This window comes from Companilactobacillus bobalius (assembly GCF_002179915.1).
In the GTDB taxonomy this organism is placed as follows: Bacteria; Bacillota; Bacilli; order Lactobacillales; family Lactobacillaceae; genus Companilactobacillus; species Companilactobacillus bobalius.
On the sequence record NZ_MYFM01000008.1, the window covers coordinates 43,584 to 67,842 of the forward strand.

21 protein-coding genes, 1 tRNA gene and 1 pseudogene are annotated in these 24,259 nt (G+C 33.9%); 16 read left to right on the plus strand and 7 right to left on the minus strand.

All coding sequences use genetic code 11. The annotated features are described in order from the left end of the window. Positions 1-70 precede the first annotated feature (70 nt). The 6 genes and pseudogenes from wsfD to LKACC16343_RS14615 all read left to right on the plus strand — a co-directional run bounded on the left by wsfD (position 71) and on the right by LKACC16343_RS14615 (position 7,814). Positions 71-1,403, plus strand: a pseudogene (gene wsfD / locus LKACC16343_RS14610) (glycan biosynthesis hexose transferase WsfD). After that, positions 1,396-2,955 carry a polysaccharide deacetylase family protein gene (locus LKACC16343_RS11980; RefSeq protein WP_056951448.1) on the plus strand — a complete coding sequence of 520 codons (1,560 nt, stop codon included), beginning with the start codon at positions 1,396-1,398 and terminating at the stop codon, positions 2,953-2,955. Before wsfD ends, LKACC16343_RS11980 begins: the two are co-directional and overlap by 8 nt. 35 nt (positions 2,956-2,990) lie before the next feature. Continuing rightward, positions 2,991-4,220, plus strand: coding sequence for a glycosyltransferase family 2 protein (locus LKACC16343_RS11985; protein ID WP_056951446.1), 1,230 nt, complete (start codon positions 2,991-2,993; stop codon positions 4,218-4,220). Further along, positions 4,159-6,291 carry a cellulose biosynthesis cyclic di-GMP-binding regulatory protein BcsB gene (locus LKACC16343_RS11990; RefSeq protein ID WP_087721296.1) on the plus strand — a complete coding sequence of 711 codons (2,133 nt, stop codon included), beginning with the start codon at positions 4,159-4,161 and terminating at the stop codon, positions 6,289-6,291. Before LKACC16343_RS11985 ends, LKACC16343_RS11990 begins: the two co-directional genes overlap by 62 nt. Beyond that, positions 6,275-7,138: a hypothetical protein gene (locus tag LKACC16343_RS11995; RefSeq protein ID WP_056951443.1), complete on the plus strand. Its 864-nt coding sequence runs from the start codon at positions 6,275-6,277 to the stop codon at positions 7,136-7,138. Before LKACC16343_RS11990 ends, LKACC16343_RS11995 begins: the two co-directional genes overlap by 17 nt. Before the next feature lie 553 nt (positions 7,139-7,691). Then, positions 7,692-7,814, plus strand: a complete 123-nt coding sequence (locus LKACC16343_RS14615) for a hypothetical protein (protein ID WP_256970563.1) — start codon at positions 7,692-7,694, stop codon at positions 7,812-7,814. A gap of 159 nt (positions 7,815-7,973) precedes the next feature. Here the strand turns inward: LKACC16343_RS14615 and LKACC16343_RS12000 are convergent, their stop codons facing one another. Then, positions 7,974-8,453, minus strand: coding sequence for a hypothetical protein (locus tag LKACC16343_RS12000; protein ID WP_056951441.1), 480 nt, complete (start codon positions 8,451-8,453; stop codon positions 7,974-7,976). A 167-nt stretch (positions 8,454-8,620) separates the two neighbouring features. Here LKACC16343_RS12000 and LKACC16343_RS12005 point away from each other — a divergent pair. The 3 genes from LKACC16343_RS12005 (at position 8,621) to LKACC16343_RS12015 (ending at position 11,659) form a co-directional block, all read left to right on the plus strand. Next, a tRNA-Gly gene (locus LKACC16343_RS12005) sits at positions 8,621-8,691 on the plus strand. A gap of 343 nt (positions 8,692-9,034) precedes the next feature. Next, positions 9,035-10,726, plus strand: coding sequence for an arginine--tRNA ligase (argS, locus tag LKACC16343_RS12010; RefSeq protein WP_056951439.1), 1,692 nt, complete (start codon positions 9,035-9,037; stop codon positions 10,724-10,726). Between the two features lie 12 nt (positions 10,727-10,738). Beyond that, a complete protein-coding gene (locus LKACC16343_RS12015) occupies positions 10,739-11,659 on the plus strand; it encodes a prenyltransferase (protein ID WP_056951438.1) in 921 nt (306 codons plus the stop codon). A gap of 61 nt (positions 11,660-11,720) precedes the next feature. On the opposite strand, the gene LKACC16343_RS12020 is transcribed toward LKACC16343_RS12015, so the two are convergent. Next, on the minus strand, positions 11,721-12,635 hold the full coding sequence (locus LKACC16343_RS12020; protein WP_082604489.1) for an RluA family pseudouridine synthase: 915 nt from the start codon (positions 12,633-12,635) through the stop codon (positions 11,721-11,723). 90 nt (positions 12,636-12,725) lie between these two features. Between LKACC16343_RS12020 and LKACC16343_RS12025 the strand changes: the two genes are divergently transcribed. From LKACC16343_RS12025 to LKACC16343_RS12045, 5 genes are read left to right on the plus strand one after another with little or no spacing between them, the layout of a single operon-like run. Beyond that, the gene (locus LKACC16343_RS12025) at positions 12,726-14,798 is read left to right on the plus strand and encodes a PBP1A family penicillin-binding protein (protein ID WP_056951436.1); all 2,073 of its coding nucleotides are present in this window, start codon (positions 12,726-12,728) and stop codon (positions 14,796-14,798) included. 9 nt (positions 14,799-14,807) lie between these two features. Beyond that, the gene (locus tag LKACC16343_RS12030) at positions 14,808-15,149 is read left to right on the plus strand and encodes a YlbF family regulator (RefSeq protein WP_056951434.1); all 342 of its coding nucleotides are present in this window, start codon (positions 14,808-14,810) and stop codon (positions 15,147-15,149) included. Positions 15,150-15,209: 60 nt separating this feature from the next. Beyond that, complete coding sequence (locus LKACC16343_RS12035) at positions 15,210-16,373, plus strand: metallophosphoesterase family protein (RefSeq protein ID WP_056951431.1); 1,164 nt, start codon at positions 15,210-15,212, stop codon at positions 16,371-16,373. A gap of 2 nt (positions 16,374-16,375) precedes the next feature. After that, positions 16,376-18,805, plus strand: coding sequence for an AAA family ATPase (locus tag LKACC16343_RS12040; protein ID WP_056951429.1), 2,430 nt, complete (start codon positions 16,376-16,378; stop codon positions 18,803-18,805). After that, positions 18,805-19,743 carry a 3'-5' exoribonuclease YhaM family protein gene (locus tag LKACC16343_RS12045; protein WP_173585299.1) on the plus strand — a complete coding sequence of 313 codons (939 nt, stop codon included), beginning with the start codon at positions 18,805-18,807 and terminating at the stop codon, positions 19,741-19,743. Before LKACC16343_RS12040 ends, LKACC16343_RS12045 begins: the two co-directional genes overlap by 1 nt. Positions 19,744-19,808: 65 nt before the next feature. On the opposite strand, the gene LKACC16343_RS12050 is transcribed toward LKACC16343_RS12045, so the two are convergent. The 5 genes from LKACC16343_RS12050 to LKACC16343_RS12065 form a co-directional block, all read right to left on the minus strand. Then, complete coding sequence (locus LKACC16343_RS12050) at positions 19,809-20,270, minus strand: HD domain-containing protein (protein WP_338064418.1); 462 nt, start codon at positions 20,268-20,270, stop codon at positions 19,809-19,811. Beyond that, the gene (locus LKACC16343_RS14620; protein WP_056951424.1) at positions 20,185-20,403 is read right to left on the minus strand and encodes a hypothetical protein; all 219 of its coding nucleotides are present in this window, start codon (positions 20,401-20,403) and stop codon (positions 20,185-20,187) included. The genes LKACC16343_RS12050 and LKACC16343_RS14620 overlap by 86 nt, the downstream gene beginning before the upstream one ends. A 57-nt stretch (positions 20,404-20,460) precedes the next feature. Further along, positions 20,461-21,369, minus strand: coding sequence for a peptidylprolyl isomerase PrsA (locus tag LKACC16343_RS12055; RefSeq protein WP_056951422.1), 909 nt, complete (start codon positions 21,367-21,369; stop codon positions 20,461-20,463). Between the two features lie 111 nt (positions 21,370-21,480). Beyond that, positions 21,481-21,774: a hypothetical protein gene (locus LKACC16343_RS12060; protein ID WP_056951420.1), complete on the minus strand. Its 294-nt coding sequence runs from the start codon at positions 21,772-21,774 to the stop codon at positions 21,481-21,483. A gap of 1 nt (position 21,775) precedes the next feature. Beyond that, positions 21,776-22,204 (minus strand): HIT family protein, encoded by a 429-nt coding sequence (locus LKACC16343_RS12065; RefSeq protein WP_056951418.1) that lies wholly within the window; start codon positions 22,202-22,204, stop codon positions 21,776-21,778. Positions 22,205-22,293: 89 nt separating this feature from the next. Between LKACC16343_RS12065 and LKACC16343_RS12070 the strand changes: the two genes are divergently transcribed. Together LKACC16343_RS12070 and LKACC16343_RS12075 are read left to right on the plus strand one after the other, a co-directional pair. Continuing rightward, on the plus strand, positions 22,294-23,028 hold the full coding sequence (locus LKACC16343_RS12070; RefSeq protein WP_056951416.1) for an ABC transporter ATP-binding protein: 735 nt from the start codon (positions 22,294-22,296) through the stop codon (positions 23,026-23,028). Further along, on the plus strand, positions 23,028-24,245 hold the full coding sequence (locus tag LKACC16343_RS12075; RefSeq protein WP_056951413.1) for an ABC transporter permease: 1,218 nt from the start codon (positions 23,028-23,030) through the stop codon (positions 24,243-24,245). Before LKACC16343_RS12070 ends, LKACC16343_RS12075 begins: the two co-directional genes overlap by 1 nt. Positions 24,246-24,259: the final 14 nt, after the last annotated feature.

Below are 24,259 nucleotides of genomic sequence, written 5' to 3' on the forward strand. Positions count from 1 at the left end.
GAATAAATTTTCGAAATTTGTCTCTCCAGCGTTGTTGGCAACAATTTTAGCGGCTATCATTAGCGGTATTTTGTTATTTATACCACCGATTCATGGGTTAGCTGATAATGGAGATTTTTATCGTTCTATTTTGAGTAACGGTATTTACCGTTTGCCAACTAGTTACAGTCAGTACAGTGATTTTGTGATAACCAAGTTTGGCATTATGCAGTATTTCAATGAGAACAATGTATCGGTATTATCGTCACAGACATTATTTATTCAATTAGCTTTGTTACTGAATAAAATATTCTACAGTAGAACCATTTTTGATATTAGATTTATGGGATTAGTCTATTACTTATTTTATTTGGGTGGAATTTATCTTTTAACTAATGCTTTTGTCCGTCCTTATCGTAAAGTTAAGAGTTACGTGATGGCACTTTTGATCGTCTTCATTTTTGCTGACTCGGCCTACACGCTATATTTCAATTCTTTCTTTGCCACGAAATGTTTATTCGAGAAGATGGCCAATGACTTTTTTATTTTTCATTTCGACTATCTTGCTGATTACTAATAAGCAGCAAAATGCTCCATTAGCCTTAAGTTTTGGTGTAGTGGCAATTGGTATCATGTTTTTACCACATTTTAAGGCTAGAAGAATGGCTACAGCTCTGGGAATTATTTTAGTGCTTATATCAGGTATAGGAATCTACAAGTCTATTGGATCAGAAATTGTTGGTGCTAACACCTTTCAAACATTTTCACACGGAACATTGTTGGAAACGAGTGACCCTACTAAGAAAATTGAACATGGTGGGGTTGATGGACAATTTGCACTTATGAGAAATGAAAATTATTATTCTAAAAATTATGCAACACTAGATCCTAGTAGCAAATATGTTAAAAAACATCTAATGGATAAAACTGGTTTTGCTTGGATTATTCGATATTATGCCGGTAATTTAAAACAGTTTAATAATTTGTTGGATGTGGCAGCTAAGGACGTAACGGCGGTTCAGCCGCGTGCTGTAGGTGATTTTGTCAGAAATTCAGGTCATAAACCAGGAGAGCAGGTTAAATACTTCACGGTATATAGTTCACTGTTGGGGGCTTTTTTCCCTGGTAAATACGCTTTTGATTGTTTGTTAGCAGTCGGGTTTATTGCTGTATATAGTGTCGGCTTCTATTTAGATATTAAGGCCAAACGTTATATGGGAATTTTACGATTCTTTTTAATATTTGGATTGATGACAGTTGTTGTCTTTGTACCGATCGTTTCTATTGTTGGTGATGGTGATGCTGACCTAGCCAAGCATTTGTTCTTAGTGCCGATCAGTCTGAATATGTCTTTATTGATGTTTATTTCTGATTTAATGAATCACACATTGTGGAATACTGAGGGGGATGAAGTCAGTGAATAAAAGAATTAAGTTTTCTTTAGTAATGTCCTTAATGTTGATTTTGTTCTCACTGGTTAATTTTACTCACACGGTAGGGGCAACTTCGAATAATAATCGAGTCTTATTGGTTTATGATTCGCAAAATGATGTAAAAAATGATAAAAAAAATATTGATGCGTTACAACGAAGTCTAACTAGTATGGGTTTACAAGTTAAGACTATTCCGCAGGCAGATTATAAAAAAAATACTTTGAATGAGAAATATTTAGGCGTTATTACGATGATTAATTGGCGTCAAGTTGGATTAATTAATCAAGACTTTATTAATGATCGGGATAAGTTTTCAGGTATAAAACTATATATTGGTGAGAACCTCACGCAAACGGAAACTAATCAATTAGGGATTAAGGTTCAGAAAGTTTATCAACAGCAATTTATTTTAAAAAATGATACTAATCACGAGTTATTGCCGTTTAGTCAAAGCATTACCGTTATTACACAGCAGGCTGAAGGAGCAGAACAAGTAGGAACGCTGTCAACTCAACAGTCGGATCAAAAAAGTTATCCTTTTGGTTATATCAATGGTAAGCAAGGCTATTTGCCATTTTTTACAAATAAAGGTTTAAGCTTGATTGTTCAGACTCAGATGATTGCTCAACTATTTAATCGAGTGGGAAAGTTTCGACCGTTGTTGACGATAACAAATGTAACCCCATATACGAATTTACAAACTTTGGATGAATTGAGCAAGTTTTGTTACAGAATGGAAATTCCCTTTGCCATAAGTACTACTTCTGTGAGTGAAAATACTGAAATGAAAGCTTTCGATCGGTTCACAGCGGTTTTGAGAAATATTGAAAATCGTGGTGGAATCATATTTTTACAAACACCTGAAGTAAGTAGTGGAGTGGATACTGATGGTCAATTGCTTAATCAGAAGTTTTTGACGTATATTGTCAGTTTAGCTCGGCAACAGGTCTTTCCAGTTGGAATAAGTTCGGCTGGTTTTTGGAATCAAGATAAAATTTTACGGAACAATTCGTTAAAGTATGCGGATCACTGGTTGTTGATGCAAGATGGCACTAAGGTTACGTATATTGATCAGGATAATAATTCACAGGTTGCTAAACAGAGTTTCTTTGCTATGCCGGCAACTTCGCTCAATAATGTGAAAAAGAATAATTCGACGACATTTGTAATTCCAACGGCATTAACAATTAGTATGCCGTATTCACAAAAGGAACTGGAACATGTAGAGAATGAAATTAAAAATCTTCATTTAAGTTGGTACAATCCAGTAGAAGAAGGTTTTAGTTCAGAAATCAATACTGAAACCACTAGTTTAAAATATAATCATGGTGATTATTTAGTTAATGGTAAGTTAGAAGATATTCGGAATACCAATTTGAATTTGAATAAACAATTCTCAGATGGTAAATCTAATTCACTATTTAAGAATTACTTTAAAGTCCAAGGTAATATTTTGGCCGTTTTCTTTGTCATTATCATGGTAATTCTTTTGATTTTTATTTTTATTGGACAAAGAGTTTATTGGAATCGATTTAAACGATAGGAGGGATAGTTATTTCAGTCTTAGATTTTTTTCTGATGATTGCGGTTATTTCAATTTGGGGAACTTTAGTAGTTAATTTGATTTTGACTGTTGCTGGATATACATGGTATTTACGACACGTTACAAAACCTGATCCTCAATTACCAGAACAAGTGCCATTCGTATCGATATTGGTGCCAGCTCATAACGAGGGCATTGTTATTGTTAAAACTGTTTTGTCTTTGTTGAGTTTTGATTATCCACAGGATAGATATGAAGTCATTGTTATTAATGATAATTCCAGTGATAACTCAGCTGATTTGCTGAAAAATTTACAGGATCAATTTGGCGAAGCACGTTTAAAGGTCATCAATACTGATAAGGTTACTGGGGGTAAAGGTAAGTCTAATGCCTTAAATATTGGTCTAAAGAGCGCTAAAGGAAGCATTATTTCAATCTATGATGCTGATAATACACCCGAGCACGGTGCCTTACGAATTCTAGTAGCAGAACTGTTATCAGATGATAAATTAGCGGCCGTAATTGGCAAATTTAGAACGCGGAATAAGAGTGCGACATTGTTGACACGTTTTATCAATATTGAAACTCTTTCATTCCAATGGATGGCCCAAGCGGGACGCCAACAATTATTCCATCTATGTACGATTCCAGGAACTAATTATGTTATTCGTCGTAGTGTGATTGAAAAAGTTGGTGGTTGGGATGTTAAAGCTTTGGCTGAGGATACCGAAATTAGTTTTCGAGTTTATCAAATGGGTTACAGAATTAAATTTCAACCACGAGCAGTTACTTGGGAACAGGAACCTCAAACTTTGGATGTCTGGTTCCATCAGCGTACCCGTTGGGTAAAAGGAAATATATACGTTATTATCAAAAATGCTAAGTTGCTTTTTCAGAAGAAAGGGCGTCCAATTCGTTTTGATCTTTTATATTTTTTGACGATTTATTTCTTGTTGATGACATCTTTAGTTTTGTCTGATTCAATTTTTGTTTTATCAGTGGCTGGAATCGTTCATTCGAATTTACAAGGTTTCAGTAATTATCTTTGGTTATTTGCCGTTTTGATGTTTGTTATCAGTACCTTTGTAACGATAACAACTGAGCGGGGAGAATTAACTTTTAGTAATCTGTTATTAATTATTTTTATGTATTTAGTCTATAGTCAAATGTGGCTAGCAGTAGCCGCTTACGGAATGGTGGGGTATATTCGTGAACAAGTCTTTCATAAGCAAGCAAAATGGTATAAAACGAAACGTTATAAATAGCTTGGCGACTTTGATTGCCATTTTTATTGCCGCAATAACTTTGTTACAACCAACTTCAGTACAGGCGGCGGACAATCAGACTTACACGCAGCAATTTCAAAATAGTATAACGACGCTTTCTGGTAAATCAGTTGAAGCTAATATGTACTTTACGAAGATGGATTATTGGGATTTGAAAAAAGTTACTTTCAATTTCAATTATCAAATTTCACAGTTAGCTAATCGTCAGGCATCTGATATTACTGTCTCTTTGAATGGTGTAAAATTCTATTCTTTTAGACCTAAGGATAAAACAGGCTTTCAAACTGAAAAGATAACTGTGCCATTAGATCTAGTCAGCGGCAGTAATCGCTTGACTATTAATGGCCAGATTTTGGATCAAATGCCAGATAAAAATTATCAATTGCAACAGACACCAGCAAACTGGTTAACCATTGGTAATGGTTCAAATATAAATTTTGAGTATCAACTTAAAGAAGCAGAGAATACATTAAGTTCTTTCTATGCTCATTTTTCAGGTCAAGATACGATTGCTTATCAGAGGTCTAAAATAGCTACAGCCGATAATCCAACAGCTAAAGAATTAACTGCTAGTATGATTGCTTTATCAGGTGAATCTCGAATTATTACGACTGAAAATGATCAGATTCCGGTTGTCAAAGCGTCAGAGTTGAACGCGGCTAAGAACGACTACATGCTAGTGGTTGCTAAATATAATCATTTGCCAGATGAATTGAAAAAACAGATTGATCCTAATCAATTGAAAAATAGGGCTCTTATTAAAACATACTATACTGATGGCAAACATTATTTGATTGTTACGGCTAAATCGGGGACGCTGTTAGAAAAAGCAGCCCGTTTCGTTGCTAATGAAGAGTTAATGAAAGAAACTGATAAGGATAGTGAGGATGTTGAAGAAACGACGGATACTTATACTTCATCCTTACATGACAACGGCACACATTATCTGACGACGTCAGCCGATCGAATAGAAGGTGCTGGTCATAAGGAGACTAGCTATTTAGTGCAGCTTCCTAATGACCGGTCAAACGCCGATGGATCGCAAATAACACTACATTTCAATTACAGTAAGAATTTGAATTTTAATCGATCATTAGTAACACTTTACGTTAACAATACCGTGATCGGTAGTAAGAAATTGAGTGCCGTTCATGCTAATAACGATACGCTGACTGTTAAATTACCACGTGGATTGTCACTAGGAAGTAGTTTTACTGTCAGAGCAGCTTTTGACCTTGAAATGAAAGATCAAGATACTTCTGACAATAGTAATACGCCATGGGCACAAGTCAGTCCAGATTCAAAAATGTTAGTGAAGTCACAACGAAGCAATGATCTGCTATTTACCAACTATCCGACGTTGTTTATCAATAATGAAACTTATGATGATATAGCGGTGGTAGCTCCTAAGAATTTGAACACGGATGATTTTAAGACATTAACTAATATTTTTAATTTGATTGGCAATTTTGCAAAGAGCAATACAGGGAAAATTCAATTTTATGAATCAATGCCAAGTCAGAGTATTTTGAAGAATAGTAATGTGATTGTGTTGGGTACACCTCAAAATAATCCAATGATTAAAAAATTGAATCCTAATCTTTATTTCAAGTATTCGAAGAGCTTTAATCGAATTGTTTCTAATGAAAAATTAAGTATTGAAAAAGATTATGGGAAAAATATTGGAACGGCTCAATTGATGCGTTCACCATATAATGACAAACGTGGAATGTTAGTTGTTACAGGAAGCAATGCTAAAGATGTTTATCTAGCTTCAACACAGATCAACTTTCAAAAGAATATTCAACAGTTTACTGGAGATGCGATAGTTGTTGATATGAATAATGCCCATTATGGATATCGTTTTAAGAAGAACAAAGCTATTGATAAGTCTCTTGAAAATAAACGTACTTTCAGTAAAAACTCTCAATTGATCCTATATTTGGGATTAGCTTTGATTGTAATAATTCTAATTGGAGTAGGGGTTATTCTGACTGCTAGAAAGCAAGGTCATTTGAACGGAGGAAGTAAGCATGGCGGAAAACAATAATGATGATGAAAAAAGTTCACTTCTACAAGATGTCGGTTTATTAATTTTTCTTTCTTTATTTAGTGCCACGGCGATTCTTATGGCACTGACCGGTAATATATTGTTAAATGTAATTTATTTATTCTGTACAGTTATGTTATTGATGATCACTTACTTCTTTGGCATTTTGCCTAGCTTGATTTCTAATATTGTTTTCATTGCGATTCAGGCCATCATTATGGTTTATCAATATGTCAGTGAAACCGCACGGATTCCTTGGCAGTTGAGTTTTTGGATGGTTATACCGATATTTTTATCATTGGCACTTTATTCAATGACTAAAAACCAAGTAGCCCTTCAAAAGTCTAATGGAGAGCTGAGAACGGCTTTAATTGAACGTGGAGCATTTGATGAGCAGACGAATTTGAGAACAACAGTAGCGTATATTGAAGATATAGCGGTATTTGCGGAAACTAATCGTCGTTTTGATATTCCAGTTACAACGGCTATTATTAAAATTCGTTATTTTAATGATTTAAGAAGGATGATGAGCCCTAATCAAACAAAATTATTGCTTAAATTAACTACTGACTCTATTAAGGAAAAAACGCGTACCAACGATATTACGTATCTATTGAACAGTGATGATCCGACTTGGGCAATTTTATTATATACAGATGATAAAGGAGCCGGAATTGCTACTAGTCGAATTAAAGAAGGCTTTGAAAAAAACGTTAAGGCTAATGATTCACTTTCAACAATGGCTATTTCTATGATTGTGGGGATTGCCTCATGGGATTCGTCAACTATGAAGACGCCTTATGATTTGATGAATGCTGGTATTCATGAAACACAATATGACGTATAAAGAGAATAAGATACCAAAATAACCCAAGGTTGTGGTCATCAAAGATGATTACTATCTTGGGCTTTTTTGAACAAAAAAATTATGTTGTGTTCTAAAACTTTACATGAAAAGATTAATTTCCATTAAAGACAAATTGTATTCAATTTTTAGAAAATTAGAACTAGAACTAATGATATAAATAAAAAAGGCACTCATTTCTGAGTGTCAAATATATTTGTATGTTAGTGATTTATTATAAGTAAAAAAATCGCAAAAAAGATAATATCAAGAATGGCCGACCATTCATACCATTTATCAGGTTTATTAAACTCTACTGTGTTATGCCCTCGTTTACGAGGGTACCACGACGGATATTCTTTTTTGGACATGTTCTTCATTTTGCATCTTCTCCTTATTTATTGACTCAATTATATCGAGATTCTAGGAAAAATTCTACCGATAAGGGAAATTTTTGAACGAAAAATAATAAATGTAAGGGCTTGCTTTTTATAAAATTAGTAATATACTTATTTCATCCGTTGAGTTAACAACAAATTATTTAGGAGGTAGACAAATGAAATATCAAGTAAGCTTGAATACTAAATCTCAAATGTTTACCGTTGTAGATACAAATACAAAAGTTTTTGCAAACGGTAAAACAATTGAAGAGGCAGTTAGCAAATTAAAGACTGCATAATTTTAACGTAATAAAATTTAGTTATTAATCAAGAAATGATCCACAGTTTGAAACCGCGGATCATTTCTTTTGTTTTTAAAGCATAATTTACAAATTGTATAGTGAAAAAAAGCTGACAGAGAATCCTTTCGGATTTTCCATCAGCTTTTTTGAATATATCTATTTAGCGTTCTTTTGTACGGCTTTCACAGCTTGTTTGTGAGTTCCGTTATATAATTTCCATTTTTTGTTAGTAGAAGTTTTGATTGTTGTTTTACCAACTTTAACGAAAGTCCAATCAAAATCGGGTTCCATCATAATTCTGAAACCATCAATTTTGAATTTCTTAGGATTCTTTTTGTTCATAACAATCTTGGCTTTTTTAAAGTCAGTGATTACTTTTTGTGAACCATCTTTATTTACACGAACAAATTGAACTTTCTTTTTGTCTTTGCCAGTAAAGAAGGTGATGTATTCATCCTTGTTGTCACTACTTACTCCGACGTAATCATGACCCTTGATTTCATCTTTTGTAATCTTCTTTGCAGAGTGTTGATCTACTTGTTGAGTACTTTTGGTATTTGAACAACCAGTAGCCACTGTGGCAAATCCACCCATTAATGAAACAGCGGCTAATAAAGTAACCAATGTTTTTTTCATTATAATCTTCTCCTTGATGCACAATATGTTGATATAAATCTACTATCACTGTTGATTCTATGGTAACGAAATGTAAAAAGCAATTTATATTGTAAACTTTCAAGATAATTTTAAATAAAACTTATCTTTTTGGAATATTATGTTGTATAATTAACTAGTTGTGACATGCGAACTTAGTTTAATGGTAAAATACCAGCTTCCCAAGCTAGTGTCGCGAGTTCGATTCTCGTAGTTCGCTTTATACAAGTTTTGAAGTGTTGGTCGTTTCAGATCAACGTTTTTTTGTATCAAATGATGTGATATTATTCATAATAATTATTGTTATTGGTAATTTTATGTGCTATCATGTTTTTGCAAAAGAGGGACTAATTAGTTAATTGTTTTCAAGCGAGGTCAAATTTTGGTGTAAGTTGACTATTTCAATGACTAAGTCGCATCCTTTCTTAATAAAAATGTAAATTGAATATGTTAATTAATGAGTGGATATTAATCAATTAGAGTGGTACCGCGGGAAATCTCGTCTCTTTCAATAAGGATATATTATTGGAAGAGGCGTTTTTTTTATCTAATAGGAGGAAAATATGGATTTTAAAAAACAAGTAGTTGACGCTTTAGTCAAAGTTTTACCTGACGAAATTACAGAGGAACAAGTTACAAAATTAATTGAGAAGCCTAAAACATCAGATCTTGGTGACTATGCTTTTCCAACATTTATTTTGGCTAAGTCCTTACATAAAGCACCAAATATGATTGCTGAGGATTTAGTGGGCAAGATTGAAACAACTGGTTTTGAGAAGGTTGTTAATACTGGAGCCTATATTAACTTCTTCTTAGATAAGAAAGCTTTCTCAAATTCTGTCTTAAATGAAATTTTAAATGATAAAGAAAATTATGGTAACGCTGATGAAGGTAAGGGACGTAACGTACCAATCGATATGTCATCACCTAACATTGCTAAACCTATGTCAATGGGTCATTTACGTTCAACTGTAATTGGTAATTCAATTGCTAAAATTATTGCTAAATTGAACTATAACCCTGTTAAGATCAATCACTTGGGTGACTGGGGAACACAATTTGGTAAGTTGATCGTTGGTTATAAGATGTGGGGTTCAGTTGAAGAAGTTGAAGCTGATCCTATCAATAATCTATTGAAGTATTACGTTCGCTTCCATAAAGAAGCTGAAGAAAAACCTGAACTTGATGATGAAGCTCGTGCTTGGTTCAAGAAGATGGAAGACGGTGACAAAGAAGCTCTTGCTCTTTGGTCATGGTTCAAAGAATTATCATTGAAAGAATTCCAAACAATCTACAATCGTCTAGATGTTCAGTTTGATCACTTTACTGGTGAATCTTTCTACAACGATAAGATGGATGCTATTGTTGATACTCTTGAAGAAAAAGGTTTGCTTGAAGAGAGTCGCGGTGCCGAAATTGTTGACTTGTCACAATATGATTTATCACCAGCTTTGATCAAGAAGACTGATGGTGCCACACTTTACATTACTCGTGACTTGGCTGCTGCTAAGTATCGTAAGGATACTTTTGATTTTGTTAAATCACTTTATGTTGTTGGTAGTGAACAAGCAGAGCATTTTACAAAACTTAAGATTGTACTTAAGAAAATGGGTTATGACTGGGCCGACGATATTGTTTATATTCCATTTGGCTTGATTACAACTGGTGGTAAGAAACTTTCAACTCGTAAAGGTAATGTTATCTTGCTAGATAATGTTCTAAATGATGCGGTTGATCTTGCCAAGAAACAAATTGAAGAAAAGAATCCAGATTTGAAAGATAAAGATGCCGTAGCTGAAGCTGTTGGTGTTGGTGCGGTTGTTTTCCATGATTTGAAGAATGATCGTCGTGATAGTTTTGACTTCAATTTGGAAGAAGTTGTTCGTTTTGAAGGTGAAACTGGTCCTTATGTTCAATACACAAATGCTCGTGCTTTAAGTATTTTGAGAAAAGCTAATGTTGATTACTCTGATGCAAAAGATTTAGCTATTGCTGATGATCAAGCTTGGGATACTATCAAGATGCTTCAAGATTTCCCAGAAGTAGTAAAACGTGCTGCTAAGGAATACGAACCTTCAGTTATTGCTAAATATGTTTTGAAGCTTGCTAAGAGTTTCAACCAATACTATGCACACAGCAGAATTTTGGCTGACGATGAAGGATTGAAAGCAAGACTTGCTTTAGTCAAATCAGTTTCAACAGTATTACAAATGTCATTAGCACTTCTTGGTGTTAAGGCTCCGGAAGAAATGTAGGGTGAATTAATTTTGGATAGAAAACTCTTTAGCGAACTATCAGAGATAAAAACGACCACACTAGATATAGCGTGGTTGATATTAGCAATAGTCTTTGCCTATCTAAATTATGGAACTTACAATTTCGTATACGGTATTTTAGGTTTCATAGCTGTTTTCTTTATTCATTTATTTATTAATTTTCATAATAATTATATGGATTATCGTAATTCAACTAGTGAAGAGTATCGTAGCAAAATTAGTACGATTGGAATTAATCGTGAATCATTGGCAATAGTTAAAAAATGGATGTACGGTTTGGCCATTTTTCCATTATTGATTGGGGCATTCTTAATTTATAAGACGGGTTGGATAACTTTAGTTCTCGGTATTGTCGGTATCGGAATTGGACTATTGTATTCAGCGGGTCCCAAGCCACTTAACTCCACAATGTTTGGAGAAGCAGTGGTAGCTATTGCCATTACCCAACTGATTCCGGTGACGTACTCTTACTTAGGGTTAGCCGAAACTGGTAAATTTGATTCTAGTACAGCCATTTCTGTTATTTTGGTAAGTTTGCCAAATACCTTTGCCTTTTTCTGTGCAGAGCTCAGCAATGGAACTTCTGATCTAGAAGCAGATATAAAAAATGGTCGTCACACATTGGTCTACAAGATTGGTAGAACTAATGCTATGAGTTTGTTCAAAGCTAGTTGGGCCTTAGCCTTCCTGCTAATTCCCATTTTGGCAATTCTCAAAGTAGTACCTTACATTACACTGTTACTCGTACTGCTTTATCCAAATATATGGGATGATCTACGTCCTTATCTAAAAGAACAGATAAAGACAAAGACATATCCTTTAGTAATTAAAGCTGTTACTAAGCTGGTGGTGGGATATATTTTATTAATTGCTGTCGGGGCGATTATAAAAATGATTATGTCCATCCTTTAGTACAGTCCAACCAAAAAAGTTATTTCACTCCTAAACTTTTTTGGACAAAAAGAGAGCTCATCTAATTGTCGGGATTAGATGAGCTTTTTGGTTGCTTAAAATAAGCACATATTAAATTATACATATCTTTCGATAATTTTGCCTCAATTATTTTTGAATTGCCTGTGAAAGGTTCCTCAAAAGTTAATTTATCAGCAAACAATAATAGTTTACCATTTTTAGAATCTGAGTTGTAGAGGGGATCGTTGACAATAGGCCAACCCATATGTGATAAGTGAACCCGTAATTGATGAGTCCGGCCGGTTTGCAAATTGAGCTTGAGTAGGGCAAAATTATTATTTTTTTCGATTACTTCATATTCGGTGATAGCCCTTAATCCATCATCAGTTATCATACGTTTGCGAACATCATTGGGATCTTGTCCAATAGGCAAATCTATTGTACCGGAATTAGGGATTGGAAGATTTAATTTAACGACAGCTAGGTACTGACGATGTAACGTCTTGCTGCTTAACTGACGGTTGAAGATTGGTACTAAATAGGGCGTTTTAGCAATTAAAACTAAACCAGAGGTTTCCATATCGATACGATGAACCATGTAGGGATGAGCATTTTGCAAGTAATTTTCTACATCATTCATTAGGGAATCATCTTCAGTTTTGAGATTAGGGTGTGTTTTTTTACCAGCTTGCTTATTAACGACAATAATATCATCATCTTCATAAGCAACATCGACTGGATCATGACCAGGTAAATAGTGTTGTTCGGTTCTAGGCTCGAAGTTAAAGTTCAAAGTAATTACATCGTTGTCATTGACGATGGTATTGAAAGACTGGTAGATATCGTTAATTAAAACATCATGTTGTATGCGGAATAAATGTTGCCATTTTTTAGGAATTAACCACTTTTTAAGAAGTTGTCTTAGGGTTAATTTTTCGTAATGTTTTGAATAATAAGTGATTTTCTTCTGATACATTGAAAGGGTTCTCCTTAAATAATGATGAGTAAATTAAAAAATATGTCGATAATGTGATAAAATTTGTTCTTATACAGAGGTATTTAAACAATGAATAATGAAAATAGGTTTTGGGATTGGCTCAAACCGAAATTACTAGTTGCTTGGTCTTTTATTAAAAAGTATTGGAAAAGATTCCAAATTACCCGTTGGATTATCTTATTGGTTTTAACAGCAATACTAGTTTTAAGTAGTTTTTGGACTTATAAAGCTAAAACTTCAAATGTACAAAACTTGCAGTCGTCGTTGCAGACTAAAACGACAGTCTTGGATAAAGATGGTGACGATGCAGGGGAGCTATATGCGAATAAAGGAACATATGTTAGTTACGATAAAATTTCTAAAAATATTCAGAATGCGGTAATTTCTACTGAGGATCGTACTTTCTGGACTAACCCTGGTTTTAGTATTAAAGGTTACGCACGTGCCGCGTTAGGTTATTTGATACATCATGGCATTAGCGGTGGTGGTAGTACTCTAACACAACAATTGGCAAAGAATTCACTTTTAACACAGAAGCAGACACTTTCTCGTAAGGGGGAAGAATTATTTTTATCAATCGAAATTAATCATGTTTATTCTAAAAAAGAAATTCTGACGATGTATTTAAACAACGCCTATTTTGGTAATGGAGTTTGGGGGGTTCAAGACGCTTCTGAAAAGTATTTTGGTAAGAATGCTTCCGAATTAAATCCGGCTGAATGTGCTGTTTTGGCAGGTATCTTAAAAGCTCCTAATAGCTATAATCCGATTGATAGTATGTCTAATTCGAAAGCTAGACGTAATTTGGTTTTGGATTTAATGGTTGAAAATAAGAAATTAACTTCATCACAAGCTACATATTACAAGAATACACCAATTTACTTAAATGATAATTATGCAGAAAGCAGTTCTTATAAATATCCATATTTCTTTGATGCTGTTATATCTGAGGCTGTAAATAAATATGGTCTCAAAGAAGACGATATTTTGAATAAGGGATATAAAATTTACACGACCCTAGATCAAAAGATGCAAACAAATATGCAGGATTCATTCAGTAATAGTTATCTCTTCCCAGCTAATGCTAGTGATGGTACTAAGATTCAAGGTGCTTCAATTGCTTTAGATCCTAAAACCGGTGGTGTCTTAGCTGTTATTGGTGGGCGTGGCGATCATACCTTTAGAGGCTATAATCGTGCAACACAGATGCAACAACAGCCAGGTTCTACTATTAAACCTTTAGCCGTTTATACACCGGCAATTGAGAATGGCTATAGTTATGATTCAGAATTACCTGATGAAATCACTAGTTTTGGTAAAAATAAATATACGCCAACTAATGCTGATGGTTTATATCAAAAATCAATTCCAATGTATAAAGCTTTGATCCAAAGTGAAAATGTTCCTGCGGTAGCTTTATTGGATAAGATTGGTGTGAAAAAAGGTGTTAGCTCTGTTGAAAATTTTGGAATTAAGATTCACAAGAATGATCAAAATTTGGCTTTAGCTTTGGGTGGTTTGGAGAATGGTGTTTCACCAATGCAAATGGCTCGTGCCTATACTGCTTTTGCCAATGAAGGTAAACTAGCTAATACACACTTTATTACTAAAATTGTTGATTCAACCGGAACTGTGATTGTCGATAATACTAATAATTCAACTAAACAGATCATTAGTAAGAATACTGCTAAAGAGATGACAAGTATGATGCTTGGTGTTTACAATGAGGGAACTGGTAAAGCTGCCAAACCTTCAGGTTATCAAATAGCAGGTAAGACCGGCAGTACCGAAGTTCCCCGTTCATGGGGCTACGACGGTACAAAGGATCAATGGATGATTGGTTATACTCCAGATGTAGTCGTTGCTAGTTGGATCGGTTTCGACAAGACAGATCAAAATCATTTCATACCAGGTACAAGTGAAAATGGTCTAGCAGCTTTATTCAAAAATGAGATGGAAAACATTTTACCAGAAACAAAGGGTACTGATTTTGGAGTGAAGGATGCTGCCAATTTGGCTCAAGCGGATAAAGATGATTCTGGAAATAAAGATATTACAAAATCTATTGAAGATGGCGTAAACAACGTTAAAAATAAAGCTACAGAATGGTATAATGATATTAAGAACTTTTTTGGTCAATAGGAGGACTGTATGAACATTTATGATAGTGCCAATCAACTTGAACAAGATTTAAGAAAGACAACAGAAGTTTCCGAATTAAAACTTGCTTTTGAAGCTGTTAAGGCTAACGACCTAGCATACAAGCTTTTTGATAAGGTTCAAAACAAACAATTTGAACTTCAACAAAAACAAATGCAAGGCCAAGAAATCACGGATGATGATATCAACTCAATGCGTGAATTAACAGATCAACTTTCAAATTACAGTGAAATTCAAAACTTAATGGAAAAAGAGCAAAAGATGAATTCGATGATGGATGAATTGAACAAAATCATTTCAAAACCAATCGCCGAAATTTATCAAGATAAATAATAAGGACTTAGGGCTTAGGTATTTTGCTCAAGTCCTTTTCTTTTACGGGGGAGTTTTAGAATGAAGTTTTTGCATGCAGCTGATTTGCATTTAGACACACCATTTGTGGGTATAAGTGATTTTTCAAAAGAATTACAAGCTAAATTAAAGGCTTCAACTTATGAAGCAGCTCGAAAGCTTTTTCGAGTTGCCTTAGAACAAGAAGTCGATTTTGTCATATTAGCGGGAGATATTTTTGATGATACGGACAGTTCTTTAAAAGCACAGATGTTTTTAAAATCTGAATTTGAAAAGTTAAAGCAAGCTGGTATTGAAGTCTTGATGGTCTACGGTAATCATGATTATTATCGCAGTAATTTTTCAGTTATCGACTTTCCTGATAATGTGACAGTTTTTGGTCAAGAACCCACAGAAAAAACTTTGACCACTAAAGATGGTCAAAAGGTTGGCGTTGCTGGATTCAGCTACTATCAACAACACATTAATAAAAATCTCGTTCAAGATTATCCTGAACGCGAGGGCGTAGATTATCAAATTGGCATCTTGCATGCAGGTGTTGGTGATGATAATTATGCTCCCTTTAAAATCAATGATTTATTGAAAAAAGGATATGATTACTGGGCTTTAGGTCATATTCATAAGCGCCAGGTTTTGAATAAAAAGCCAATGATCGTTTATCCAGGCGATATTCAAGGTCGCAATCAAAACGAAACAACTCCTAAAGGCTTTTATCTTGTTTCAGTTGAGAATGGTGCTACACAATTAGAATTTGTTCAGAGTAGTATTTATACGTGGGAAAAAGCCAGTTTAAGTGTTACTGCAGATGATACAGTAGACTCATTGATTCAAAAGATACAACAATTTTTGGATAAGCCTAATGTATTATTGACCTTAACAATTGAAAACGCTCAGAATTTGGATGCGGATGTTGTTAAGACAATTAATCGTAATGAGTTAAAACAACAACTACAAAATCTAGCAATGCCAGGTACTCTTTATAAGATTTATTTGAAATATAATAGTAATCCTCAATTGGCCGCAATTGATCAAAAATATTGGGATGAGGCAGAACAAAAGTCTATTAACTTAGATGATATCAAGGATTTAGATAGTAGACTTTACAGTTCGGATGTTATTCGAGAGCATATTAATCAGCCAGATTTTCTAAAACGTATTGTTAGACTGACTAAAAATACAATTAATCAAAAATATACTGGAGAGTAATCGTGAAACTAGTTAAAGCAAAAATATATGGTTTTGGTAAATGGGTCGACCAGGAATTTGACTTTCAACAAGATTATCAAGTTATTTTTGGTTCCAATGAAGCCGGTAAAACGACCCTCTTAAATTTTATAAAAAGTATTCTCTTTGGCTTTGCATCAGCTAGAGGGGATAACAAGTATTTACAATATAAGCCTAAGACGAGCAGTCAATATGGTGGTGAATTAGTATTTAAAGCTGACGATAATAGTAGTTGGACTATTCGTAGAGTTGATGGTAAAGGTGATGGAGAATTGACCCTTTTCCATGATGAGCAACAAGTCCCTGAATCCATGTTAAAAGAAATTATCGGTAGTTTTACTAAAGATGATTTTGAACATACTCATGTTTTTGACGATAAAAACATTTTTTCCATTTATGGATTAGATGAGAATCAGTTAGAAACAGAGATCATGTCTGTTGGTGCTGTGGGAAGTAAAGAATGGTTAGCTACAGCCGATCAAATGACAATCTCAGCGGAGAATATCTATAAGCGTCGAGGTCAAAAACAACCTTTAATTGCTAAGCTCAAAGAACGTGATGACTTAATTGAGGAAAAAGCGGAGTTTGAAAACCAGCAAGTTGCTTATCAGAAGGTTAAGGATCAATCTAAGCAGACTCAAATTGAATTTGACAGTAATGCTGAATTATTGAAACAAGTTAGTGAACGGGAAAATTTCTTACGTAATTTAGATAAGAAGTGGGAACGCTTTGAAGAATTAGAGAAAAATAAACAACCAATTGGCAATAATGTTCAAATTAGTAATGAAGATTGGGAAAAATTCTTAACTGACAATCAAGAATTAAGCACATTGCAAGAGACGACAACAACAAATCGTGTGGCGCAATTGAATAATGTTGAAAAACAAATGTTAATCAATTATAGAGCTAATCAGAAACGTATGGATTACATTCGCAATCAGAAATTCGAATTACAAAACTTGCAGTTTCATCGCGATGATATGAAATCTAAATTGTTGAAAGTAGATACACAAGTTGATCAATTATTTCAAAATAATCCACAATTATCGGAAGATATGCGGCCATTATCAAGTGAAGAGTTGGACCAAATTAATCCGCAACAACATGTAAAGACCAACAGTTTACCATTGCTGATTTGTGGTATTGCTATAATTTTGGCTGTGGTGACAGGTAATCCGTTAAAAGTTATTTTTGCTATTTTAGCAATTGGCTGTGGTGGTTGGTACTTTTATCAAAGTCATAATCTTAAATCCACTCAAAATATGGTTAATTATGATTTTCTCAAACAAAAGGGTTATCAATCTCTAAATCGGGAAAGTATTGTTAATATTCAAAGTACAGTTATTCAGTTAGCCAATTATCGCTCGACTCAAACTAGTTTGAGCGATGGTATTAAAGCAATTGAAGTTGATTTAAATAAATGGCATGACATTTTGTTAGAGTTAAACATTTTAGATAAGTCATATAAAAATGATAATTATAATGAGCAGATCGAAAAGTACTTTACAAGATTGGATCAAATAAAGGCGCGAGCTGACTTGAATGAACAGAACCAGTCAGAAACTCAAGAAATTACTGATAATCGGAATCAACGTTTGCAGGAAATAAATGCAGAAATATCGCAAATCGTTGATAAGTATCAATTGGTAAGTGTAGAACGTTTTGTTCAAATGCATACGGCTCAAGTTAAGAATCAAAAAGTTATTAATCAAATTAAACAAGACAAGGCCTTTTTAGGTGATGACTTAAAACGATTACAACAATATTCCAATCATGATGAATTGATTAAAGAATTACAACAAGTGGTTATGAGAAAAGAAGCTTTGACTGATAAGAATAATGAGCTAAGTCGCCAAATTGGTTCATTGAAGGAACAGATGCAACAAGTTTTGGATAATACCCAATATCAACGAGTGGTTGATCAGTTGGCTCAGAACAAAGTTGATATCATTGAAAATTATGATGAATGGTTGTCTAAAACCTTAGCAAGTAAATGGATTCGAGAAATGTTAAATATTGCTACTGAGAATCGTTATCCTAAGATGATGCAAAAAGCTACACAGTACTTTGCTTTATTGACAAATAATAATTATGTTAAGATAGATTTTCACGATAATGATATTGCAGTTTTTAGCCAATCTAAAAACCGCTTTGATGTTCACGAATTATCACAGGCAACAACAGTTCAATTGTATATTTCTTTACGTTTGGCTTTTGTTACAGAGATAGCTGACCTAATTAAATTGCCAATTCTAATTGATGATGCATTTGTTGATTTTGATATCTCAAGAACAGAGAATGTTTTTGAATTGATTCAAAAAATTGCTAAAGATAACCAAGTAATTTATGTAACTGCCAATGAGCCTAGTTCGTTGCCACAGGATCATATCTTAAAATTGAAGGGGGAAGCCTAGTGAGTAAACATATTATTGATTTTAACAATGGAGAAACAATGAGTTTGGAAGTTATTATTAAACGTTCCGACTTTAGATTAGCCAAAAATGGCAAGAATTTTCTATCATTAGTTTTCGAAGATAAGTCAGGACAAATTCCTGGTAAGTATTGGGATGCTAGTGAAGATGATGCTAAGAAGTACCATATTGGTGCCATTGTTCAATTAGAAGGTCGTCGTGATTTGTATCAAGGGAAACCACAAGTTAACATTACTCGTCTAGGTCTTCTGGATGCTGATACTGTAGATATGTCGCAATTCGTCCAAACGGCACCTATGAAACGTGCTGATATGGAAAATGAATTTGAGGATGTCTTTTTACAAATTACTAATGGTGCCTGGAATAGAATCGTTAGGTATTTATTTAAAAAGTATCATGATCAATTCTTTACTAGTGCTGCCGCTAAGAGTAATCATCATGATTTTCAAGGTGGTTTAGCTTTTCACACTTTGAGTATGGTACGCATGGCAGAAAAAATTTCTGATCTCTATCCACAAATTAATCGAGCTCTATTGATAGCTGGAGCTTGCTTACATGATTTTGGCAAAATTATTGAATTAACAGGTAGCTTGGATATTGAATATACCTTTGAAGGCAATATGTTGGGTCATATTACTATTGTTGATGAAGAAATCGTCAAGGCGGCAACAGATCTTGACATTAGTCTTGAAAGTGAAGATATGATTCTTTTGAGACATATGATTTTGTCACATCATGGCTTGCTTGAATATGGATCACCTGAGCGTCCTAAGATATTGGAGGCTGAAGTTTTACATAATATAGATATGATGGATGCTTCTATCAATATGATTACTAAGGCTTTAGATAAAACTGAAGAAGGTAAGTTCTCTGAAAGAATCTTTGGATTAGATAATCGTTCATTTTATAAACATAGTTAGTAATAAAAAGCAGTACCAATTGAACAAGTCATATCTGTGACTGAATTCAATTGGTACTGCTTTTCTTATATGATTAGTTGTTTTTGAGCCGCCAATAGCCAAGGATGTATTATCAATGGATTGTGTGATAATAAATAATCAATATAAACTAACGCCGCTTTTCGTGGTGAATCCTGTAAGGCATTGTTTAAGTCCTTCAAATAAGGTGGGGTACCTGATTGGTCCCAAGCAATTTTATCAGCTAAAAAAATAATCAAATCAAAATTGTTAAAATTCTTTTTCAAAGTGGTGTGACATTCGATAGCATTCAAAATCAAAGGATCTTTAATTTGAAAACATTCTTGCGCAATATAGGCTGAGAGTTTCTGGTGTAATAGAAGAGGGACTTGGCGTTCCTCTTTTAAAATAGAAATGTGTAGTTTTTCAGAAATTGACAGACGTTTATTTTGGGGAATAAATGCGCTGACATCGTGCAGAAGTCCTGCCTGGTAAAGTTTGCTCAGAATGTTTTTTTGAAAGGCTGACAGCTTCTTTGGCGACCATCTGACCGTGATGGAAGGTAGATATGGTTTCAGTTTCTTGATAGAAGCGTTTGACGTTACTTATAAAACTTTGATTAGGTTCCAACTTAAAATTATCAATGTATTCAATGTAATCCATATTTTTCCTCAAAAAAAAAGAACTTTGGATGTTATATCCAGAGTTCTTTTCAATTAATTATTTTTTGCTTGATGTTGAAGATGATGATACGTAACCTGAAAGAACATCTTTCAAATCGCTATCCTTGATAGAAACATCAGCATTCTTCAATACCTTAGAAATAACTTTTTGCATTGTTGTTGAATCTTGTAGCCATGAAGCATAAATCTTAGATTTAAGTTCAGCTTCGTGATCCTTCATGTTACCCTTAGCAGGTTTCTTAAGAAGCTTGATAACACTGTAACCATAACTTGTCTTAACAGGTGTTGTTGTGTAATCACCGACTTTGTTTAGCTTGTATGCAGCTGTCTTAAAGTCTGAATCAATACTTGTTGTATCGTTATCAAAGGCTGCTAACTTACCACCTTTGTTCTTTGTAGCAGAATCTGTTGAGTATTCTTTAGCAAGCTTAGTGAAGTCGCCACCGTCTTGAAGTTTAGTAATAACTTCTTCAGCAGTTGATTTCTTAGCTACTAAGATATGAGCAACAGTAATCTTAGGTTGGTAATTCTTCCATTCTTTTTGAAGATCTTTGTTTGTAACTTTCTTGTTCTTCTTCAAAGCAACCCTTGTAAGAAGATTTGTACGAATATTCTTCTTGAATTGGGCAGTTGTCATACCGTTTTGTTGAAGAATTGAACTAAATGAAGAACCATATTGACTCTTGTATTTGTTGTATTCCTTGTCGACTTGTTTTGTTGATACGTCCTTACCATATTGATCCTCAAAGGCTTTTGTGATAATCATTGATTGAAGTGTTTGTTTACCTTGAGAAGAACTCTTCATTTCCTTGTAGTATTCTTCTTGGGTAATTCTTCCGCCCTTAAGTGTAGCAACAGTCTTGTTACTTGAACATCCAGCAGCAACTACAGTTATCATAAATAGACCAGCAAGCGCCAAGATCCATTTAGTTAATCGTTTATTCATCTTTACACATCCTTAATTAAATAAATATATCTACAGTTGAAAAGACTACCATAAAAACTCGTTAATAGTTTATCATTTTATGAAAAAATCACAAAAACTTCATAATTAACTTCAATCTTTGTTTAACTCGTCGAGGTTTGATTTCATTTCGGCGATAGATTCCTGAAGTTCTTCTACATCTGGTTTGATACTTTCTGAGTAGTTAGATAAATCTGCTTGAATACCGGAAACTACTTCTGGAACTACTGCAGCATTTTTCTGTAAGTCAGTTAATATATCCTTAAAATCTTTTATATTCTGAAATATCTTGGTATCATTGACACTAGATAGCGCATCTTTTGATTGGACAAAATGAAGTGCAACTCCAGAAATGGTACCAACTACGAATCCAGTAAGAAATTTCATTTTAATCCTCCAAGTTTTCCTTGATCTTGTCAGCACGAGTTTGTAATTCTTCAGCACTAGCTAGACCAGTGTTATCACCCCAGTGCATTGAAAAGGCATCGTCTTTAGAATAACGAGGAACTAAATGGATATGTGAGTGCATAACACTTTGGTAAGCAATCTCACCATTGTTTTGGCAGATATTCATACCAATGATCTTGGGATTTGATGCTTTGATAGCACGTGCAATCATAGGAACCTTCTTGAAAACACGTTCAGCCAAATCTTCGTCATAGGCAAAGATATCTTTAACATGTTTCTTAGGCACTACAAGAGTGTGGCCCGGTGTAACTTGTGAAATATCGAAGAATGCTAGTACATCATCATCTTCGTAGATTTTAGTACTAGGAATATCTCCGTTAATAATTTTGCAAAAAACACAATCATCCATGTAAAAAACTCCTTTCAAAAACAGCAATATATTTACTACAATGCTATCATATTAACATTATTAAAAACAGATAATAGGTGGTTTAATCCATGACTTTAGAAGTAAAAGAACTGACCGGAGGATACGGTCAAGTATCAGTTTTAAAAAAAGAGACCTTTAATGTTGAAAGTGGTCAAGTCGTTGGTTTAATTGGTTTAAATGGTGCCGGTAAATCAACAACAATCAAACACATTATCGGTTTGTTAACCCCACGAGGAGGACAAATCCTAATAGATGGTATCAGTCTGCATGATGATGTTGAAAAATATCGGAAGAAGATTGCATATGTTCCTGAAATGCCAATTTTATATCCTGAATTGACCTTAAGAGAGCATATTGATTTAACAATTATGGCGTATGGTTTGGATCATGATAAAACTTGGGCTAATGCAACTGAGTTATTAAAAACTTTCCGTTTGGATAACAAGTTGGATTGGTTCCCACAAAACTTCTCTAAAGGTATGAAACAGAAAGTTATGATTGTCTGTGCCTTTATGACTGATGCCAGTTTATTCATTATCGATGAACCTTTTACCGGTTTGGACCCATTGGCGGTCAACGATCTTTTGAATATTGTTGAAGCTAAAAAAAGGGCAGGATGTTCTGTTTTGATGTCAACACACGTCCTGGCAACCGTTCAAAATCATGCGGATAAATTTGTTTTGATCAACCATGGTCAAGTTAGAGCTGATGGAACGTTAGATCAACTCAAAGCTAAGTTCAATATGCAACAGGATAGTAATCTTGATGACATTTATATCAAGATGTCGCATGAGGATCTCTAATGACAAACTTATGGCAAGAAAGGTTGAGAAGACATCAACTCGATCAATTTAAATATTTAAGACTTATTTTTAATGATAATTTTGTCCTTGCATTTATTGTCTTGATAGGTGCTTTAGGATTTTGGTATTCTAATCTTTTGGGAACAATTCACCATCAACTAGTCATAGGCAAACCAATCGTTATCCTATTGTTATTTTTAGCAACGCAAGTGGGTGGAATTGCTACTTTATTGGAAGAGCCAGATAGTACATTTTTACTAGTTAAGGAAAAAGAATTTTATAAGTATTTCAAGGCTGCTAAAAATTATAGTGTTTTTATTCCAATCGTAACTTTAGCTTTAGTTAACTTTTTATTGTCAGCTTTTGCTTCAAGGGCAGCAGGAATGAAAATCATTGATATTGTTTTGATTGCAATTGGTCTAATTGTTTTCAAATTAGGATCTTTAAACGTCAATTTAATGGCGTTATACGGTCAAGATCATTTTGGCAGTTTGAACATGCGTCTAGTTTCAAATGTTCTTTTAGTTATTTCTTTGATTGCTTCAACTTATTTCTTAAGTGCTGTTATGGTAATTGTTGGGGTGATTTATTACTTATTCTTGAACATGCGCGTAAAGCCTTTGGAAACAAGTGGACAATTACAGTGGAAATATGCAATTGAAACTGAGAATCAACGAATGTTTCGCATCAAACGTTTTTACAACTTATTTACAGATGTACCTGGAGTTAATAGTAAAATTAAGCGTCGTAAGTGGTTAGATGGACTCTTTAACTTTATTAAGCCAAGGAGTTCTAATACTTATTTGTATTTGTTTGCACGTGGTTTTGTTAGAAATAATGAGTATATCGGTCTTTTCTTGCGTTTGACAATTATTCAAGCGATTATGCTTTGTTTGATCGATAATTTCTATATCTCTTTGATTGTTGAAATGTTATTCATCTATCTAGTTGGATTCCAGTTAAAACCATATTTCAAAGAGGTTATGCAGAACTTAATGCAACGTTTGTATCCAGTAAGTAGTAAAGATAAGATTGCTTCTTTTACAAAATTAAGTACAATAATTTTAAGCATTCAATGGATCGTCAGTGCTTTAGCTATTATTTATAAGTTTGGATTGAGTATGAATGGACTTATAATTATTGTTGCTGGAGCTTTGGTACTAGTATTTGTAAATTATTTCTATATGCCAAGACAACTGAAAAAATATTTAAATTAATGGAGAATTTTGAT

Coding starts and splice junctions, on each gene's coding strand:
- LKACC16343_RS12075 (WP_056951413.1), top strand. CDS start 23,028: ATGACAAACTTATGGCAAGAAAGGTTGAGAAGACATCAACTCGATCAA.
- LKACC16343_RS12070 (WP_056951416.1), top strand. CDS start 22,294: ATGACTTTAGAAGTAAAAGAACTGACCGGAGGATACGGTCAAGTATCA.
- LKACC16343_RS12030 (WP_056951434.1), top strand. CDS start 14,808: ATGAACATTTATGATAGTGCCAATCAACTTGAACAAGATTTAAGAAAG.
- LKACC16343_RS11995 (WP_056951443.1), top strand. CDS start 6,275: ATGGCGGAAAACAATAATGATGATGAAAAAAGTTCACTTCTACAAGAT.
- LKACC16343_RS12035 (WP_056951431.1), top strand. CDS start 15,210: ATGAAGTTTTTGCATGCAGCTGATTTGCATTTAGACACACCATTTGTG.
- LKACC16343_RS12000 (WP_056951441.1), bottom strand. CDS start 8,453: ATGAAAAAAACATTGGTTACTTTATTAGCCGCTGTTTCATTAATGGGT.
- LKACC16343_RS12060 (WP_056951420.1), bottom strand. CDS start 21,774: ATGAAATTTCTTACTGGATTCGTAGTTGGTACCATTTCTGGAGTTGCA.
- LKACC16343_RS12065 (WP_056951418.1), bottom strand. CDS start 22,204: ATGGATGATTGTGTTTTTTGCAAAATTATTAACGGAGATATTCCTAGT.
- LKACC16343_RS12025 (WP_056951436.1), top strand. CDS start 12,726: ATGAATAATGAAAATAGGTTTTGGGATTGGCTCAAACCGAAATTACTA.
- LKACC16343_RS14615 (WP_256970563.1), top strand. CDS start 7,692: ATGAAATATCAAGTAAGCTTGAATACTAAATCTCAAATGTTTACCGTT.
- LKACC16343_RS12020 (WP_082604489.1), bottom strand. CDS start 12,635: ATGTATCAGAAGAAAATCACTTATTATTCAAAACATTACGAAAAATTA.
- LKACC16343_RS14620 (WP_056951424.1), bottom strand. CDS start 20,403: ATGGATTACATTGAATACATTGATAATTTTAAGTTGGAACCTAATCAA.
- argS (WP_056951439.1), top strand. CDS start 9,035: ATGGATTTTAAAAAACAAGTAGTTGACGCTTTAGTCAAAGTTTTACCT.
- LKACC16343_RS11985 (WP_056951446.1), top strand. CDS start 2,991: ATGATTGCGGTTATTTCAATTTGGGGAACTTTAGTAGTTAATTTGATT.
- LKACC16343_RS12055 (WP_056951422.1), bottom strand. CDS start 21,369: ATGAATAAACGATTAACTAAATGGATCTTGGCGCTTGCTGGTCTATTT.